Here is a 17520-nt window from a genome sequence, read left to right on the forward strand (position 1 = left end):
TCTCTCCTTCCTCCCTGGCTGTAGAACCATCTTCTACCATTTCAACCAGGATGAACAGGGCAAAAGTATTACGAACCGGAATTGTCGGGCAAAAAAGAAGCGCTTCGCTCATAAATCACATGTGGCAAAAATCCGCACAAAAAAAGGACGAACAGCAAAGCCGCTAATTGTCCAGAGTGGCTTTGCCGTCATCCTTTTTGCCGAAAATCGCTTTATTTTTTTTCCACCGCATGGCCGCCAAACTCGTTGCGCAGCGCAGCTACGACTTTGCCGTGGAAGGTGTCTTCATCAAGCGAGCGGTAGCGCATGAGCAGCGACATCGCGATCACCGGAGTAGCTGCTTGCAGATCCAGGGCGGTTTCCAGTGTCCATTTGCCTTCCCCGGACGAGTGCATGACGCCGCGAATGCTGTCCAGCTTGGCGTCCTTGCGGAAAGCGCGCTCCGTCAAATCCATCAGCCAGCCGCGAATAACCGAGCCGTTCGCCCACACGCGCGCCACTTCTGCGAAGTCGTAATCGTACTGGCTTTTTTGCAGCACCTCGAAGCCTTCACCGATTGCCTGCATCATGCCGTACTCGATCCCGTTGTGAATCATTTTCAAAAAGTGCCCGCTGCCCGCTTCGCCTGTGTACAGGTAGCCCTTGTCCACATTGATGTCGCGAATCATCGGTTCGATATGAGCGAATGCCTCACGATCCCCGCCGATCATCATACATGCCCCGTGGCGAGCGCCTTCCATGCCACCGCTCGTTCCCACGTCGAGGAAGTGAATGCCTTTTGCTTTCAGCCGCTCGTAGCGCTCAACCGACTGCTTGTAGTGCGAGTTGCCTCCGTCGATCACGATGTCTCCCGGCGAGAGCAAGGCGGAAAGCTGATCGACCAGTTGATCCACGATCTCTCCCGCCGGAACCATCAGCCAGATGACGCGCGGCGCTTCCAGCTTCGCCACGGCATCTTCCACGGAAGCGGCCGGAATCGCACCTTCGCGGCCGAGCTCCTCTGCGCGGCTGCTGTCTACGTCGTAAGCCACTACCTCATGCTGGTGGGAAAGCAGGTTGAGCGTAAGGTTGTAACCCATTTTGCCTAAACCGAGTATCGCAAGTTTCATTCGCGTACGTCACTCCTTTGGGTAATCTCCATTTTCTCGTATTATATGACAAAAATTTTCATCTTTCATCATAAAAAGAGAAAATTTTTTCGAATCTAGGAATCAGGCAGCCATTTTCCTTATACTAACAGAAAGCAAACCTATTCGCTTGCACGATCAAGCTGTCCATAGACGAGCTTTCACGACATGGAAAAGCACAGCGCCACTTTTTGGGAGGTAGCAATTCATGGCTGAAACGACACCACATGTTCCGGCAAGCGTGCTTGCGCAGTTGCGCGCAATCTACACGCAGTTGAGCGGCAAGGAGCAGCAAATTGCCGACTACATTTTGCAAAATGCCAGCAAAATTGTTCATTTGTCCATTACCGAACTGGCCGACCAGTGCCAATGTGCGGATGCGACCGTGTTCCGCCTGTGCCGCAGGCTCGGCTTTCGCGGCTACCAGGCGTTTAAAATCGCGCTCGCCAGCGAAGTGACGAACCCGAAACAAGCGATCTACCAGGAAATCAATCTCGATGACGATGACGTCGGCTCGATTGCCGAAAAAATTTTCACCGCCAATCTGGAAACGTTGCGCGACACCTTGCAAATCATTAACAGGGATGAGCTGTTGAAAATTGTCGACTGTCTGGAAAAAGCGACCCGCATCGAGTTTTACGGCTCCGGCGGCTCGGCAGCGATTGCCCAGGACGCCTACCACAAGTTCATGCGGACAGGTATCCCCTGTATCCACCACTCCGACGCCCATTATCAGGTTATGTCCGCCTCGCTGCTTTCAGAGGGCGCCGTCGCGGTGGGCTTCTCCCACTCCGGCTCCAACAAGGATATACTGGCCGCCCTGCGCGTGGCAAAAGAACGCGGGGCGAAAACGATTGGCATCACAAGCTACGGCAAGTCTCCGCTCGTCCGGCTGGCCGACATGTGCCTGTACACCACTTCCCGGGAAACCGTTTTTCGCACGGAGGCCCTGTCTTCCCGGCTGGCCCAGCTCAGTCTGATCGATTTGCTGTACGTGGCGGTGTCATTGCGCCGCCAGGACGACACCATCTCCAACATCCAGCATATTCGCGAGGCTATCTCGCTCAAACGCCTGTAAATCGGGCGTTTTTCTTTTGCCTGCCCGTGAAAACTGCATGAAAAGATCAGCGTGGTGCTGAACGGGGATACTGCTTTCCACTATTCGGATTTTTCGTCAATACTAGGAATAGGCATGAAAATTGAAATAATTTTTTTCTTTTGTCTTAACAAATGAAAAAAATTTCGCTATAATCGCGTTATCACCACACCACTCCGTTGAAAGCGTATACAAAAAGGGTGAACACAAATGAAGCAAACCTACTTTATCGGTCTGGATATTGGCACAACCAGTACGAAGGCGATCGTTTTCACGCCTTCCGGTGCCGTCAGAGGGACGGGCAATATCGATTACCCCCTGCTCGTCCCGAAAGCCTCCTGGGCGGAGCAAGACCCGGAAACGATTTTCGCCGCCGTCATTCAGGCACTAAAGCAAGCGATTGTCCAGGCGGGCATCGACAGGCAAGAAATCGGCGGAATCGGCTTCTCGACCGCGATGCACAGCCTGATCGCCGTCGATGCACACGGAAATCCGCTGACGAACAGCATCATCTGGGCGGATAACCGAAGTGCGGCACAGGCGGATCGGCTCAAGGAAAACGGCGTCGGCCACCAGATTTACCTCGCCACAGGCACGCCGATCCATCCGATGTCTCCCCTGCCAAAAATCATGTGGCTGAAAGAGCACATGCCGGAGACGTGCCGGAAGACAGCCAAGTACATTTCCATCAAGGAGTACGTGATCTATCGGCTGTTCGGGCAGTATGTCGTCGACTACTCCATCGCTTCTGCTACCGGATTGTTCAACCTGCGCAAGCTGGACTGGGACGAGCAGGCGCTCGCGGTCGCCGGCATCAGCAGGCAGCACCTGAGCGAGCCTGTGCCGACTACCCATGTCCTGCTGGGAATGAAGCTGCGCTATGCGGAAGAAATCGGGCTTGACCCCGATACGCCATTTGTCGTCGGGGCCAGTGATGGCGTGCTGGCCAACCTGGGCATCGGGGCGATCGACCACGGGCAAGTCGCGATTACAATCGGAACAAGCGGTGCGGTCCGAACCGTCGTTCCCGAACCGATTACCGATCCGAAAGGCCGCACCTTCTGCTACGTGCTGACAGAAAATCATTGGGTCATCGGCGGCCCGTCCAACAACGGCGGGATTATGCTGCGCTGGTTCCGCGACGAGTTTAGCTGGCCGGAAGTGGAAAAAGCCAAACAGCTTGGCGTCGATCCGTACGACGTGATGATCCAGGCGGCGGAAAACGTACGCGCTGGCGCAGACGGGCTGCTCTTCCTCCCCTTCCTCTCCGGAGAACGCGCTCCGTACTGGAATGCGCAGGCACGCGGCTCCTTTTTCGGGATCGGTCTGCATCACAAGCGCGAGCATTTCATCCGCGCCGTGCTCGAAGGGATTTTGTTCAGCGTCTACAGCATTGGCATCGCGCTTCGCGACCTGGCTGGCGGAGCCAAGGAAATCCGCGCCTCGGGCGGCTTTGCCCGCTCCAAAGAATGGCGCCAGATCATGTCGGACATGTTCGGCTACGAGGTGCTCATTCCCGAGAGCCATGAAAGCTCCAGCTTCGGCGCTGCCCTGCTGGCGATGCACGCGCTCGGCGCTCTCGACGATTTGCACGATGTGAAAAAAATGATTCACATCTCCCACCGGCACGAGCCCGATCTGGAGCGATCCAGCACGTATCTGGAACTGTTTTACATTTACGAACGCGTCTACTACAACTTGCTGGAGGAATACAAGCTGATCGCCAAGTTCCAAAAGCAACTGAACAACTAGAGAGAGACACTGTAAGGAGGGTCATCCATGCCGCTACTCATTACACTACTATCCATTATTTTCCTACTCCTTCTTATCACGCGTTTCAAGGTGAATCCGTTTGTCGCCTTGCTGCTCGCCGCCGGATTTGTCGGAATCGCGTCCGGCATGCCGCTTGACAAGGTTGTCGACTCGATCAAGGACGGGATGGGCGGAACGCTCGGATTTATCGCCATCGTGCTTGCGCTGGGCACCATGCTCGGAAAAATGATGGCAGAATCAGGCGGAGCAGAACGCATCGCCCGCACCTTGATTAACCGGTTCGGTGAAAAAAATGTGCACTGGGCCATGATGTTCGTCGCTTTTATCGTAGGAATTCCGGTCTTTTTCCAGGTAGGCTTCGTCCTTTTGATTCCACTCGTCTTCACCATCGCGAGACAGACAGGCGTTTCGCTGTTGAAAATCGGGATTCCGCTCGTCGCTGGCTTGTCCATCGTACACGGCATTGTGCCGCCGCACCCTGCGGCGATGGCAGCCGTTGATTTGTTCCAGGCCGATGTCGGCAAAACGATTTTGCTCTCGATCATCGTCGGGCTTCCAGCCGCCATTATCGCAGGACCGCTTTACGGCAACTGGATCAGCAAACGGGTCAAAACGAGCATCTCGCCTGAACTCGCTTCCCAACTGGCAGAGCCAAAGGACGAGCGCGAGCTGCCTGGCTTTGGCATTACGGTCTTTACCGTTCTCCTGCCCGTTCTGTTGATGCTGATGGCAACGGTTGCGGACGTTACGTTGCCGAAGGAAGACATGCTGCGCCAATGGGCTGACTTCATCGGCAGCCCGATCACGTCCCTGTTGATCGCCGTTATTATTTCGTTCTGGACACTCGGTTACAATCGCGGCTTTTCCAAGGACGACATTCTCAAGTTCACAAACGACTGCCTCGCCCCTACGGCCACCATTCTGCTCGTGATCGGTGCGGGCGGCGCGTTTAACAAGGTGCTTCTCAACAGCGGCGTCGGTGACTACATTGCCGAGCTGGCCAAGGCATCTGCGATCTCCCCCATTTTCCTGGGCTGGCTGATCGCCGCCTTGATTCGCGTAGCAACCGGCTCCGCAACCGTATCCATGATGACTGCAGCCGGCATCGTCGGCCCAATCGCCCTGCAAATCCCAGGGACAAGCCCTGAGCTTTTGGTACTGGCAACCGGCTCAGGCTCGCTGATCCTGTCGCACGTCAACGATTCCGGCTTCTGGCTGATTAAGGAGTACTTCAACATGTCGGTTCAGGATACGCTCAAGACGTGGACCGTGATGGAGACGATTTTGTCAGTCGTCGCGATCATTCTCATCATGGGGCTTAGTCTGGTGATTTAATCGGCTTGCACAATTTGCATGCAATTGAACAGGACATTCCATCCAGCATATGCGGGAGGAATGTCCTGTTTTTTGGAAAGGGTTGACCTGCTGATCTTCTCCCTGTTGCGGGATGAGTGGATAGAACCATCCGGCAATTGAACCGTTCGTAAAAAGGCTCCTCTTCCTTTGGTTTTCTGTGGGGAAAAGAGCAGGACTCCGCCATCTGGCTGCGCACGCTGAAAAGCTTTTTCCACGAAAAAAACGGCAACCCACTCACGAGTTGCCGTTCTGCTTTTTTAGTTGCCTACAGATACGCTGAGCTGCTCAGGCGCCTTTTTCTTTGGTGCCTTTTTGTCTGCGCTCTTTTTCTGATTCATCTCAAACGCGGCCAAAATCGCTTCCTGACGCTTCATGCCGGACTTTTCCAGCTCCTCCATCGTCGAGATGATTTGCTTGTAGTCTTTTGGAATGACTTTGACGAACTTGGCGATTGTCTGCGGCCACGAAGCGAGCAAGGCTTTCGCCCGAGGACTGCCTGTGTACGCGACGTGGTTTTCCAATAGCCGCTTGACTTCGGCGATCTCCCGCTGGTCTTCCAGCTTCTCCAAAAGTACCATTTCCTGGTTGCAGCGGGCGGCAAACGCCTCTTGATCCTCTGCCAGCACATAGGCTGTACCTCCTGACATCCCGGCCGCAAAGTTTTTACCCACCTGACCGAGGACGACGACACGTCCGCCTGTCATGTACTCGCAGCCGTGATCGCCCACACCTTCGACGACGGCGGTGACTCCGCTGTTTCGGACGCAGAAGCGCTCACCTGCAAGGCCGTTGATGTACGCTTCGCCGGAGGTCGCGCCGTAGAACGCGACGTTACCGATAATCATGTTGCGCTCTGGGGCGAAGGTGCTCTTTTTCGCTGGCGCCACGATGATTTTCCCGCCGGACAGCCCTTTGCCGACGTAATCATTCGCGTCACCCTCAAGCTGCAACGTAATGCCGCGTGGAACAAACGCGCCAAAGCTTTGCCCTGCCGAACCGTAAAAATCCAGTTGAATCGTGTCTTCGGGCAGGCCGTGAACGCCGTATCTTCTCGTCACTTCGCTGCCAAGAATCGTTCCGACAACGCGGTTCGTGTTGCTGATCGGCAGTCTCGCCTGAACGTGCTTTTGCTTCTCCAGTGCCGGCTTGCACAAGGCGAGCAGCGTTTGGCGGTCCAGTGTCTCCTCCAGCTTGTGGTCCTGATTGCGATGATGGTATTTGCCGACCTCTGCGGATACTGCCGGCTGGTACAAGAGCGCGGACAGATCAAGATGCTTTGCTTTCCAGTGCGCTTTTGCCCGTTCGCTTACGGTCAGCAGCTGGCTTTGGCCGATCATCGCGTCCAGCGAGCGGAAGCCGAGCTGGGCCATGATCTCGCGCACTTCGCGAGCCACGAGGCGCATGAAGTTGACCGCGTGCTGCGGGTCGCCCTTGAAGCGTTTGCGCAGCTCCGGATTTTGTGTAGCGACCCCTACCGGGCACGTATCGAGGTGGCAGACACGCGCCATGACGCAACCGATGGAGACGAGCGGTGCGGTGGCGAAGCCAAATTCTTCTGCGCCGAGCAGCGCGGCAATAACTACGTCGCGTCCGGTCATCAGCTTGCCGTCTGTCTCCAGCACGACGCGGTCGCGCAGTTGGTTGAGCAAAAGCGTCTGGTGCGTCTCGGCGAGTCCCAGCTCCCACGGCATTCCTGCATGCTTGATGCTCGATTTCGGCGAAGCGCCCGTACCGCCATCGTGACCGCTGATGACGATGACATCTGCCAGCCCTTTCGCGACGCCTGCCGCAATCGTGCCGACACCTGCCTTGGAGACGAGCTTCACGCTGATGCGCGCCCGCGGATTGGCATTTTTCAGGTCAAAAATCAGCTGGGCCAAGTCCTCGATGGAGTAAATATCGTGGTGCGGCGGCGGCGAAATCAGGCCAACTCCTGGCGTTGAACCGCGCACTTCGGCAATCCACGGGTACACTTTGCTGCCTGGCAGCTGTCCGCCTTCTCCCGGCTTTGCCCCTTGCGCCATTTTGATCTGGATTTCCGAGGCATTGACCAGGTAGTGGCTGGATACACCGAAGCGTCCGGAAGCAACCTGCTTGATCGCGCTGCGGCGCAAATCGCCGTTTTCATCCGGCGTGTAACGGGCCGGATCTTCACCGCCCTCCCCGCTGTTGCTTTTCGCTCCCAGACGGTTCATGGCAATGGCCAGTGTCTCATGCGCTTCCTTGCTGAGCGAGCCGTAGGACATCGCGCCCGTTTTGAAGCGGTGGACGATGGAGTCGACCGATTCGACTTCGCTGAGCGGGATCGGCTTGCGGTCCGATTGGAAGTCCAGCAGGTGGCGCAAGGCGGAAAACGGTTGCTCCCCTGCCATTTCGGCGTAAATTTTGTACTGCTCGTAGCTGCCTTCCCGGCAAGCCTTTTGCAGAGCGTGCACGGTTTTCGGCTGGAACAGGTGGTACTCGCCGTCGCGGCGGAACTGGAAGTCGCTGCCTGGATCGAGCTTTTCGTCGGCATGCTCTGGTGAGAAAGCTTGCGCGTGGCGAATCAGCGTCTCCTGCGCGATCACGTCCAGCGAAATGCCGGAAATTTGCGATGGCGTGCGAGTAAAGTAGCGGTCAATGACGTCGGTGTGAATCCCGACCGCCTCAAAAATTTGCGCCCCGCGATAGCTTTGGACGGTCGAAATGCCCATTTTGGACATGACCTTGACGACGCCTTCGATTCCGGTTTGCAGGTACGCTTCGATTGCATCTTCCGCTGTGATGTCCTTGAGCTTGCCGGAGGCGATCAGATCAAGGACGGAGGCAATGGCGACGTAAGGATTGACAGCGTCTGCCCCGTAGCCGATCAGCATGGCGAACTGGTGGACGTCGCGCGGCTCGCCCGACTCGACGATCAGGCTGGCTTTTGTCCGCGTACCGGAGCGCACCAGATGGTGATGCAAACCGCTCGTGGCAAGCAGGGCCGGAATCGCTGCCCGCTTCTCGTTGATGCCGCGATCAGACAGGATCAGAAGCGTATAGCCTGCCGCAATCGCTTCATCGGCTGCGGCGAACAACTGCTCCAAAGCCTGTTCCAACGCGCTTTCTCCCCCGTCAGCCGCAAACAGGATCGGCAACGTTTGCGCCCGGAACTCCTGATACGGATTGGCACGCAACTGGGCCAGCTCCTTGTTGGAAATCAGCGGATTGGTCAAGCGAATGCGGCGGCAGTGGCTCGCTGCAGGTTCCAGCAGGTTTCCTTCCGCGCCAAGCACCGTATGCGTCGAGGTCACGCAAGCCTCCCGCAGCGAATCGATAGGCGGGTTTGTCACCTGGGCGAACGATTGTTTGAAGTAGTTGTACAAAAGCTGCGGACGGTCCGACAGCACGGCGAGCGGTGTATCGACTCCCATGGAGCCAATCGGGTCTTTTTGCTCCGCGACCATCGGCAAGAGCATCTTGTCAAGCTCTTCCTGTGTATACCCGAACGCCTTTTGCCGCGCCAGCAGCGCTTTTCCGTCGAGCTCTTCGGCCGCGCCTGCCTGTGGGAGCTGCTCCAGCGTGTACAGATTATTTTTCACCCACTCGCTGTATGGCTGCTCGCTGGCGATTTTTTGCTTGATCTCTTCATCGGAGACGATTCGGCCTTCCTCCAGGTCGACCAGCAGCATGCGGCCCGGACTGAGTCGGCCTTTTTGCACAATTTTTTCTTCCGGTACTTCCAAAACGCCTACTTCCGATGAGAAAATGATCGTATCGTCCGTCGTCACGTAGTAGCGGGCCGGACGCAATCCGTTGCGGTCGAGAATCGCCCCGATCTGTCGACCGTCGGTAAAGGAAATCGCCGTCGGGCCATCCCATGGCTCCATCAGGCAGCTGTGGTATTCGTAGAACGCTTTTTTGTTCGCGTCGATTTGCTCATCCTGGTCCCAAGGTTCGGGAATCATCATCATCGCGACGTGCGGCAGCGATCTGCCCGCCAGCGAGAAAAATTCCACACAGTTGTCGAGAATGGCCGAGTCGCTGCCTTGCATGTCAATGACAGGAACGACTTTTTGCAAATCCTCGCCAAACAGCTTGGATGCAAACATTTTTTCGCGCGCCCGCATCCAGTTCACGTTGCCCTGCAAAGTGTTGATCTCGCCGTTGTGAATCAAATAGCGGTTCGGATGCGCTCTCTCCCACGTCGGGAATGTATTCGTGCTGAAACGCGAGTGCACGACGGAAAACGTAGAAGTGTAAGAATTATCTTGCAAATCCAGGTAAAACGCATCCACCTGGCCTGGCGTGAGCAAGCCTTTGTATACGATTGTACGGGACGACATGGAGGCGGCGTAGAAGTCAGAGCCTGCTGCGTGCTCCATCTGCTTGCGGATGACGTACAGCTTTCGCTCGAAGGCCATCTGGTCCGCTGCTGCTTGTGCGCTCGCTCCGATGAACACCTGACGGATAAAAGGCTGACTCGCTGCCGCAGTTTTGCCGAGCTTCGTCGCATCGACAGGGACGGTTCTCCAGCCGAGCAGCTTCTGCCCTTCCGCTTCGATAATCGCGGCCAGCTTCGCCTCGTACTCGTTGCGCAGGCTCTCGTCCATCGGCAGGAACAGCATGCCGACACCGTACTTGCCTGGCGCTGGCAGTTGAATGTTCAGCTCCTTACAGACCTTTTTGAAAAAGGTATGCGGGATTTGCGTCAGGATGCCCGCTCCGTCACCCGTCTCCGGGTCGCTGCCTTGCCCGCCGCGATGCTCCAGCTGGCAAAGAATTTTCAGTCCATTTTTTACCATATCGTGAGATGCTTTTGCTTTCAAATTCGCGATAAAACCGATTCCACAAGCGTCGTGCTCGAACATCGGGTCGTATAAACCTTGCTTTGCAGGCATTCCATTTCTCGTCATGTATCTCCACTCCCTTGCTCTCTCTGTTAACACAATTTTAGATTGAGTGAAACGATACAAACAATATATAATTTACTCAATATTAATCTCAAAACGAGATCAATTGGGAATGGAGGGTACTCATGGAGCTACGACAGATTCAATACTTCATTGAAGTGGCCAAGCGCGAGCACTTCACGGAAGCCTCGCACAACCTGCATGTTGCCCAATCCGCCCTGAGCCGGCAAATCGCCAACCTGGAGACAGAGCTTGGCGTCTCCCTGTTCATCCGTGAAGGTCGAAACGTCAAACTGACGGCTGTAGGCAAAATTTTTCTGAAGCACGTGGAACTGGCCATGAACGAGATTGAAAAGGCAAAGCAAAAAATTGACGAGTTTCTCGATCCGGAGCGCGGGACGATTCGCGTCGGGTTTACGAGCAGTCTGGCCGCGAATCCTCTGCCGACGGTCATCTCCGGCTTTCGCGCACGGTATCCGGACATCGGCTTCCAGCTTCGGCAAGGCTCTTACCAGGGGCTGATCGACTCTGTGATTAACGGAGAAATCGACCTCGCCTTTCTCGGCCCGGTTCCGACCCAGGAAAAAAACGTGCGCAGCCATATTTTTTTCGCGGAAAACATCGTCGCGCTGCTGCCCGCCAAGCACCCGCTGGCCAAACAGCCGAGCCTGCGCCTGGATCAGTTGCAGGACGATACGTTCGTGCTGTTTCCGCCGGGGTTCATCCTGCGCAATATTGCGGTGAATGCCTGTTCGCAAATGGGCTTCACGCCCAAAACCGCCTTCGAGGGCGAGGACATCGACGCGATCAAGGGACTCGTCGCCGCCGGCCTGGGCGTTACGCTACTGCCGGAGCTGACTTTGACGGACAATGTGCCGCGCGAGACGGTGAAAATTCCGATCAGCGAGCCGCTCGTACAGCGAACAGTCGGCATCATCATTCCGAACAACCGGGAACTGCCGCCTTCGGAAAAGTTGTTTTATCATTTTTTGAAAGAGTTTTTTGATGTGTTGAGCAAGTACAGCTAGGGAATATGGGTGGGGTAAAATCCCCCCCTTACGCCGTTGGCCCCGCAGAGACGTCAGCCAGTCGGCCCTTCGTCGCCTTGAGCAGTCCGTCGACTCCAAGCTCAATCTGCACGCCGATCTTTCCTCCGCTGACGATGATCCGCTCCATCTTCGCCGCTTTTTTCAGATCCAGCTCCGCCTCCACCGGGATGACGAAAACGTAATACCCCTGGCTCGTGCCCTGCGAAACGAGTGTTTTGTAGACAACTCCGGCTTCCCGGCCGATTTATTGCGCCACCGAGATACCGTCCATTTTCCCGTCGTCCGTCCGATCGTTCAGCATCGTATAGTCGATTTTTTCTTTTTCCAACATCCGCATCACATTCGTTTTTGCTTGCTTCATCATTAGACACTCCATTTCGCTCTCCAATGGTCAAACTGCACGTCGTCCGCAACAGACGTTTGCCCGTTCGGCGGCTCGCCCTGTATTGCTTTTGCGTTTTGCGAAAACCAAAAACCGCCTCACGCGAAATAGCGAGGCGGAATGGTTGCAGGGATCGCCATGTCTACAGGTGCGTGCGCAAGCTCCACAGCTCCGGGAAAAAACGGTGATCGAGCGTTCTGCGCAAATAAGTTACGCCAGAGGAGCCACCCGTTCCCGGCTTTTGTCCGATGATGCGCTCCACGGTCGTCATGTGGTTGAAACGCCATTGCTGCTGCTGGCTGGCGATGTCGACGAGCTTTTCTGCCAGCTCGTACAAGTCCCAATACTGGTTCACGTTGCGGTATACGGTCAGCCAGGCCTGTTCGACGCTCTCATTTGCCTGATACGGCTGCGACCAGTCCCGTTCCAGACACGCCGGGTCGATCGGCAGGCCGCGCGCTGCCATTTCCTTGATCGCCGCATCGTAAATGCTTGGCGCATGCAGCGCTTTGCTCAACTGCCCGTGCAGGTTCGGCTGATGCTCGTACACAGCGAGGACATGCGCGTTTTTATAGCCGAGCGCAAATTCGATCAGCCTGTTTTGATAGGACTGAAATCCGGACGAATGTCCCAGCTTGTCGCGGAACTGCAAGTAATCTGCTGGAGTGAGCGTGGAGAGGACATCCCACGATTTGATGAGCTGGTGCTGAATGCGCGACACCCGCGAAAACATCTTGAATGCCGGCTCCAGCTCGTGATTGGTAATACACTCCATCGCAGCAGCAAGCTCGTGCAAAATCTGCTTCATCCACAGCTCGCTCACCTGGTGAATGATGATGAACAGCATCTCATCGTGATGAGTCGACAGCGGCTTTTGGCTCGCCAAAATTTTGTCCAGATGCAAATAGTCGCCGTACGTCATCTCCTTCTGGAAATCGGTATGGATCTCCTTTTCCAATGAGAATTTGTCCGGTTCGTTGCTTCCATGCTGGTGAGGATTCATCTGTGGTCGGCCTCCTTTTTCATGTTGCCAGTTTGTATGCGCTTACATTTTTAAACACTTGTTTAAGTGCGAATGCTTATCCTCTATTCTATTACTTCTGCACGTCATGCCTTGTTCCTGCTGATTGTCTCTTGCCCGCAATCTTTTTTCTTCACGAAACTTTCCCCGCGTGAAAAAACCACCTTTCGCAAAACGAAAGATGGCCAATGACAACCGCCGACAGCGCTTTACGGATTGACTCTCCGTTTGCGCAGGAACACCGTAAGAAAAACGACTGCTGCGACCGCGATCACCCCGTAGACAATATGCGAGTACACGTCCATCACGTGCAGAACATCCTGCCACGATTCACCGAGAAACGCCCCGACCCACACCAGGGCAATGTTCCACAAAAAGGTTCCGATGCTCGTAAACAGCAAAAACAGCGGAAGGTTCATTCTGGTCATTCCCGCCGGAATGGAAATGAGGCTGCGCACCAACGGAATCATCCGGCAAAACAGAATCGTCCAATAACCGTATTTGTCAAACCAGGCATGCGCTCTCCGGACGTCTTTTTGCTGGATCCGCAGCAGATGTCCCCAGCGCTCCACGACCTTCTCGATTTTGCCCACGTCCAAATAGTACCCGATGCCGTATAGCAGGATCGCGCCGAGTACGGACCCGAACGTAGCCGACAAAATGACACCCGGAACGGTCAGTGTCGAGTGTGTGGTCATAAAACCGCCAAACGTCAGGATCACTTCGGAAGGAATCGGCGGAAAAACGTTTTCCAGCGCCATCATCAGGAAAATGCCCAGATAGCTGTATTGTTCAATCACTTGCGTCAGCCAGTTTTGCATACTACCCCTTCTTTGTATCAACCGATGCTTATGCTTCAAGTATAGAGACGATTTGTTCATAGTTCAATGAAAAGCGACTTTTGCCCCGGAGAAAGCGTGCAGTAAAGGACCTTGCCCACACCAAATCTGGAAAATACGGTACACCTTTTCTGCTAGATAGATCATTTGCTAGAGCGAGAAAATATAAAAGGAGCGATCCAATGCTGGCTTTGGCTGCCTTCATTGCCGTTGCTGCTCTGGCTGCCCTGTACGATGCCCTGCGGAAAATGAACGCAAACATCCTCTTGCAAGTCGAGCCAAACGAACGAATCATCAAGCTGCTGGAAGAAATCAAAAGAAGACAATCGTAGTGTTCACACCAAGCTGAAGACCGTTTATCTGAGCTACTCGCAGAGGCGGTCTTTTTTGTGTGCTCTCATGTCCATTTAGAAGTTATTGCGAAAGTGTGTCAGATTTATTGCAAACTGTTTCGAAATGTGGACTTTTTGCATCATTTAAGTATATGATGATATTAGCAAACAATTATTTGTTTGTCGAATTCAGGTGAATTCCACTTATAGGAGGCGTAGTCCATGTTCAATATCAGGGAATCAGATTTGCCAGGAATCGGACGAAAATACCAGGTGGAAACAAAAAGTGGCGACAAGCTGATTATCATTATCCACGATGACGGCCAACGGGAAATTTATCATTTTGACAAATCGGACTGGGACGAAAGCATTTCAATGGTCACTCTCGACGACCAGGAATCGCGTCAGCTCGCGGGCATCATCGGCGGGATGACCTACAAGCCGAAAGCGCTGGAAACGATTGAAATGGCGCTCGATCAGCTCGTGATTGAGTGGTACAAGATCGAACCAGGGTCTGCCTGCATCGGAAAGTCAATCGGGGAACTCGATATTCGCCAAAAGACAGGGGCTACCATCATCGCGATTATTGAAAAGAATCAAAAGCAAATCGTAAGTCCGGGACCAGAGTGCGTGCTGACAGCAGGCGTGACGCTGGTTGTCGCAGGTGAGAGAGGGCAGGTGAAAGTGTTAAAATCTACACTCGTATCAGGGGGGGCTTGATTTGGAACACATCGTCTTTGAGATTGGTCTGGCGATCGGCTTGATTGCCGTCGCAGGGTACATTTCGCAAAAACTCCGCTTTTCCATCGTTCCGTTTTACATCCTCATCGGCATGGCCGTAGGGCCGCACGCCGCCTCAATCGGTTTGATCGATTTTCGGTTTATTGAAAGTGAACCGCTCATTGACTTCATGGGGCGGATGGGTGTGCTGTTCCTCTTGTTTTACGTCGGGCTTGAATTTTCGGTTGGCCGTCTGATTAAAGCGGGACGCTCAATCGCAATCGGCGGCACGATCTATATCGCCATCAACTTTACGCTCGGCTTGCTTTTCGGGTACTTTGCCGGAGTTCCTTTCAAGGAAATTCTCACAATCGCCGGCATTACGACCATTTCCTCCACCGCCATTGTGGCAAAAGTGCTGGTGGATCTCAAACGGACAGCCAATCCGGAAACAGAAATGATTCTCGGCATGATTATGTTCGACGACCTGTTCCTCGCTGTCTATTTGTCCATCATCTCCGGTCTTGTGCTCAGTGGAGCCACCTCTTTCGTCGGTGTGCTCACCTCAGCCTTGATCGCACTCGGCTACATGCTTTTGTTCATCATCGTAGGGCGCAAGCTCGTGCCATTCCTCAATCGTGCGCTCAATATCAAATCCAATGAACTTTTCATGTTGACGGTCTTTGCAGGCCTGTTCCTCGTTGCGGGCTTTTCGGAAACCATCCACGTAGCCGAGGCGATTGGCGCCTTGCTCGTCGGTCTGGTCCTTGCAGAAACGGTCCATATGAAGAGAATTGAGCACATGATCTTGCCGTTCCGCGACTTTTTTGGCGCCATGTTCTTTTTCAGCTTCGGCTTGTCGATTGACCCGACGCAGCTCGGCGGTGCTGTCTGGCTGTCGCTGGCCGCTGTCGCCGTCACCTTGATCGGAAACTACACCGCCGGACTGCTCGCCGGACGCAGTGCTGGCTTGTCGGCACGCGGTTCCTCGAACATCGGTCTGACGATTACGGCTCGCGGTGAGTTTTCCATCCTGATTGCGAATATGGGGAAAGCAGGCGGACTGTTGGAAATTTTGCAGCCATTCACCGCCCTCTACGTGCTGATTCTGGCCATTCTCGGTCCAATCCTGACGAAGGAATCGAAGCACATTCACAACCTGCTCAGCAAAGTGCTTCCACTGGAGCGGATGTTTCAGGCAAAAGCAGCCAAAGCGGCTTCGCCTGCTGCAAGCGCGGAAAAGCAACAAGGGTAGCGTCGTTCATCCACACGCCAAAAGAAAATCCCATACCAAGAGAAGGCTGTCTGTGCCGTTCGCGCACACCAGCCTTCTCTTTTATTATCCATGCAAACTGCCCTCCAGACGGACTCGCGGTCTGTACGAGCCTATCGGCAACTGGATCAGGCACGTCTTCTGTTCGTCTGTCAGTCCGTATATCTCGTCAGTTGTCGCCACATCGTATCCGAGCAGCGGGTGTCCCCCCAGACCGCAGGAAAACGCCCCCAGCAGCAAGCGGTGTACGGCGATCCCTGCCTGCATTTGTTGAATCCGATAACCTCTGTATCCCCATTTGTCCAGCAAATGGTTTTTCTCCCCTACTACGTGGAAACAGAGCGGCACTTGAAACAGGTTGACATTGTCGAGCAACATGCCCGCCTGCAGCTTTGTCCGTTGCTCCCCGTACCGTCTCGCCACCAGGCTGTGGCTGTCCGGTTCGTAGCGGTACGCCCCATCCGCGATGCCATCCACCTGATGGATACAGACGTACAGGGCGGGCAACGCATTGTCTGTATCGCCTAAGTCATGGCGGTAGCGAAAAGCGCCAAACGCCTCCTGCAACAGAGCCGCAAGCTGCTCTCGCGTCATTTTTCGCCAGACAAAATCAAGCTCCGGCGAAGTGCGACGGCGGCAAAACTCCGCGAGATCAACCTGCTGCGGCGGCGCTTCCGGCAAAGCATGCCGCTCGCTCCCCCTTTCCGCGTCTCGTGCCTCGACGGCTGCTGCCGGCTCTCCGAACATGGCGGTCGACTCGTACATCGCCGCTTCATTCATCTCGCGCAGCAGCGGATAGTCTTTTTGCCTTCGCGAACCGATTTGATACCGATGCGTGACAGGTGCAAGCTGGCGGATCAACTGTTCGGCCGTCGTCTCCTGTGTGGACGCAGGGCCTTCCCCCGGCACGTCGGACATCTGCCACGCTCTCTGTGTTTTCGTCGCAAGCGGCATGATCGCATACACGCTTTCCTCGTTCCCCGACAAGCCGAGCAGATGGTTGACAGCGCGATCCAAAAACAGATAGTGCACGCCTGTCTCGATGCCGCAGCCAGCAGCCAACGTCAGCCATTGCCCGAGCAGCACGCCCGTATCGAGCCCTTGCAGGCGGTATGAAAACAGATCGTATTTGAATGCATTTTTCCAAAAATAGGTAGAGACGAACAGCACGCCAAAGCAATGTTGAATCGCCAAGCGCTGCCCGAGCGCCTGACTCACGTATTCATCGAAGTCGCCCTCGCGGAGCAGCACCAGCCGATGATGCGCTACATCGTAATGATAGATGCCCTGCGCCATGTACGAAAGCTTCGCGTACAGATAGAGTTCGTTCGGATACAGCGCGCCACCGGACGGGACCGGCCTGCGGCAAGACTGGACGGGAAACAGCGCATCCTCCGAGATGCTTTGCGGAAATACCGCCTGGGTGACTTTTGTCAGACCGTACGCATAGTAGAGCAGGCTGCCAAGCTGGGCAAGCGACGGCTCGCCTATCAATTTTTCGCCTGTCAGCGACAGTGTCACATCCGCAGGCAGCAAAACTGTCGGCAAGCCGCTGTACAGTTTGAATGGCAGCGGAGCATCGTCCCAGTCCACTTCCAGATCAGGCTGCCTGACTTTCTCGGTGGCAAAATGCAGGTCGTGCAGGAAACGTTCAAGACTCATGGCTCTCCCCCCTTTG

The 17520-nt window shown here is 54.9% G+C and carries 12 protein-coding genes and 1 pseudogene; 7 read left to right on the plus strand and 6 right to left on the minus strand.

The genetic code is table 11. The features are described 5' to 3' along the window. Nucleotides 1–212: 212 nt before the first annotated feature. Complete coding sequence (gene gnd, locus EDM57_RS05970; protein ID WP_122903856.1) at nt 213–1109, minus strand: phosphogluconate dehydrogenase (NAD(+)-dependent, decarboxylating); 897 nt, start codon at nt 1107–1109, stop codon at nt 213–215. A gap of 226 nt (nt 1110–1335) precedes the next feature. Between gnd and EDM57_RS05975 the strand changes: the two genes are divergently transcribed. The 3 genes from EDM57_RS05975 to EDM57_RS05985 all read left to right on the plus strand — a co-directional run bounded on the left by EDM57_RS05975 (nt 1336) and on the right by EDM57_RS05985 (nt 5331). Further along, complete coding sequence (locus tag EDM57_RS05975) at nt 1336–2205, plus strand: MurR/RpiR family transcriptional regulator (RefSeq protein ID WP_122903857.1); 870 nt, start codon at nt 1336–1338, stop codon at nt 2203–2205. Nucleotides 2206–2433: 228 nt separating this feature from the next. Next, nucleotides 2434–3975, plus strand: a complete 1542-nt coding sequence (gntK, locus tag EDM57_RS05980; RefSeq protein ID WP_122903858.1) for a gluconokinase — start codon at nt 2434–2436, stop codon at nt 3973–3975. Between the two features lie 27 nt (nt 3976–4002). Continuing rightward, complete coding sequence (locus EDM57_RS05985) at nt 4003–5331, plus strand: GntP family permease (RefSeq protein WP_122903859.1); 1329 nt, start codon at nt 4003–4005, stop codon at nt 5329–5331. Between the two features lie 278 nt (nt 5332–5609). On the opposite strand, the gene gltB is transcribed toward EDM57_RS05985, so the two are convergent. Beyond that, a complete protein-coding gene (gene gltB, locus EDM57_RS05990) occupies nt 5610–10229 on the minus strand; it encodes a glutamate synthase large subunit (protein ID WP_122903860.1) in 4620 nt (1539 codons plus the stop codon). Nucleotides 10230–10351: 122 nt separating this feature from the next. Between gltB and gltC the strand changes: the two genes are divergently transcribed. Further along, complete coding sequence (gltC, locus tag EDM57_RS05995; RefSeq protein WP_122903861.1) at nt 10352–11254, plus strand: glutamate biosynthesis transcriptional regulator GltC; 903 nt, start codon at nt 10352–10354, stop codon at nt 11252–11254. A gap of 28 nt (nt 11255–11282) precedes the next feature. On the opposite strand, the pseudogene EDM57_RS06000 reads toward gltC, so the two are convergent. The 3 genes and pseudogenes from EDM57_RS06000 to EDM57_RS06010 form a co-directional block, all read right to left on the minus strand. Beyond that, a pseudogene (locus EDM57_RS06000) lies at nt 11283–11636 on the minus strand (YbaK/EbsC family protein). A gap of 163 nt (nt 11637–11799) precedes the next feature. Beyond that, nucleotides 11800–12660, minus strand: a complete 861-nt coding sequence (gene kynA, locus EDM57_RS06005) for a tryptophan 2,3-dioxygenase (RefSeq protein WP_122903862.1) — start codon at nt 12658–12660, stop codon at nt 11800–11802. Nucleotides 12661–12887: 227 nt separating this feature from the next. After that, on the minus strand, nt 12888–13499 hold the full coding sequence (locus EDM57_RS06010; protein ID WP_122903863.1) for a DedA family protein: 612 nt from the start codon (nt 13497–13499) through the stop codon (nt 12888–12890). 200 nt (nt 13500–13699) lie between these two features. Here EDM57_RS06010 and EDM57_RS23220 point away from each other — a divergent pair, with 200 nt between their 5' ends. The 3 genes from EDM57_RS23220 (at nt 13700) to EDM57_RS06020 (ending at nt 15824) form a co-directional block, all read left to right on the plus strand. Next, nucleotides 13700–13849 carry a hypothetical protein gene (locus EDM57_RS23220; RefSeq protein WP_170163401.1) on the plus strand — a complete coding sequence of 50 codons (150 nt, stop codon included), beginning with the start codon at nt 13700–13702 and terminating at the stop codon, nt 13847–13849. Nucleotides 13850–14071: 222 nt separating this feature from the next. Continuing rightward, entirely contained in the window at nt 14072–14569 is a 498-nt protein-coding gene (locus EDM57_RS06015) for a cation:proton antiporter regulatory subunit (protein ID WP_122903864.1), read from the plus strand. 1 nt (nt 14570) lies between these two features. Next, nucleotides 14571–15824, plus strand: a complete 1254-nt coding sequence (locus EDM57_RS06020; protein WP_122903865.1) for a cation:proton antiporter — start codon at nt 14571–14573, stop codon at nt 15822–15824. Nucleotides 15825–15908: 84 nt separating this feature from the next. On the opposite strand, the gene EDM57_RS06025 is transcribed toward EDM57_RS06020, so the two are convergent. Then, the gene (locus tag EDM57_RS06025; RefSeq protein WP_122903866.1) at nt 15909–17504 is read right to left on the minus strand and encodes a SagB family peptide dehydrogenase; all 1596 of its coding nucleotides are present in this window, start codon (nt 17502–17504) and stop codon (nt 15909–15911) included. Nucleotides 17505–17520 lie beyond the last annotated feature (16 nt).

This window comes from Brevibacillus gelatini, from assembly GCF_003710935.1.
In the GTDB taxonomy this organism is placed as follows: Bacteria; Bacillota; Bacilli; order Brevibacillales; family Brevibacillaceae; genus Brevibacillus; species Brevibacillus gelatini.

Coding starts and splice junctions, on each gene's coding strand:
- gnd (WP_122903856.1), bottom strand. CDS start 1,109: ATGAAACTTGCGATACTCGGTTTAGGCAAAATGGGTTACAACCTTACG.
- EDM57_RS05975 (WP_122903857.1), top strand. CDS start 1,336: ATGGCTGAAACGACACCACATGTTCCGGCAAGCGTGCTTGCGCAGTTG.
- gntK (WP_122903858.1), top strand. CDS start 2,434: ATGAAGCAAACCTACTTTATCGGTCTGGATATTGGCACAACCAGTACG.
- EDM57_RS05985 (WP_122903859.1), top strand. CDS start 4,003: ATGCCGCTACTCATTACACTACTATCCATTATTTTCCTACTCCTTCTT.
- gltB (WP_122903860.1), bottom strand. CDS start 10,229: ATGACGAGAAATGGAATGCCTGCAAAGCAAGGTTTATACGACCCGATG.
- gltC (WP_122903861.1), top strand. CDS start 10,352: ATGGAGCTACGACAGATTCAATACTTCATTGAAGTGGCCAAGCGCGAG.
- kynA (WP_122903862.1), bottom strand. CDS start 12,660: ATGAATCCTCACCAGCATGGAAGCAACGAACCGGACAAATTCTCATTG.
- EDM57_RS06010 (WP_122903863.1), bottom strand. CDS start 13,499: ATGCAAAACTGGCTGACGCAAGTGATTGAACAATACAGCTATCTGGGC.
- EDM57_RS23220 (WP_170163401.1), top strand. CDS start 13,700: ATGCTGGCTTTGGCTGCCTTCATTGCCGTTGCTGCTCTGGCTGCCCTG.
- EDM57_RS06015 (WP_122903864.1), top strand. CDS start 14,072: ATGTTCAATATCAGGGAATCAGATTTGCCAGGAATCGGACGAAAATAC.
- EDM57_RS06025 (WP_122903866.1), bottom strand. CDS start 17,504: ATGAGTCTTGAACGTTTCCTGCACGACCTGCATTTTGCCACCGAGAAA.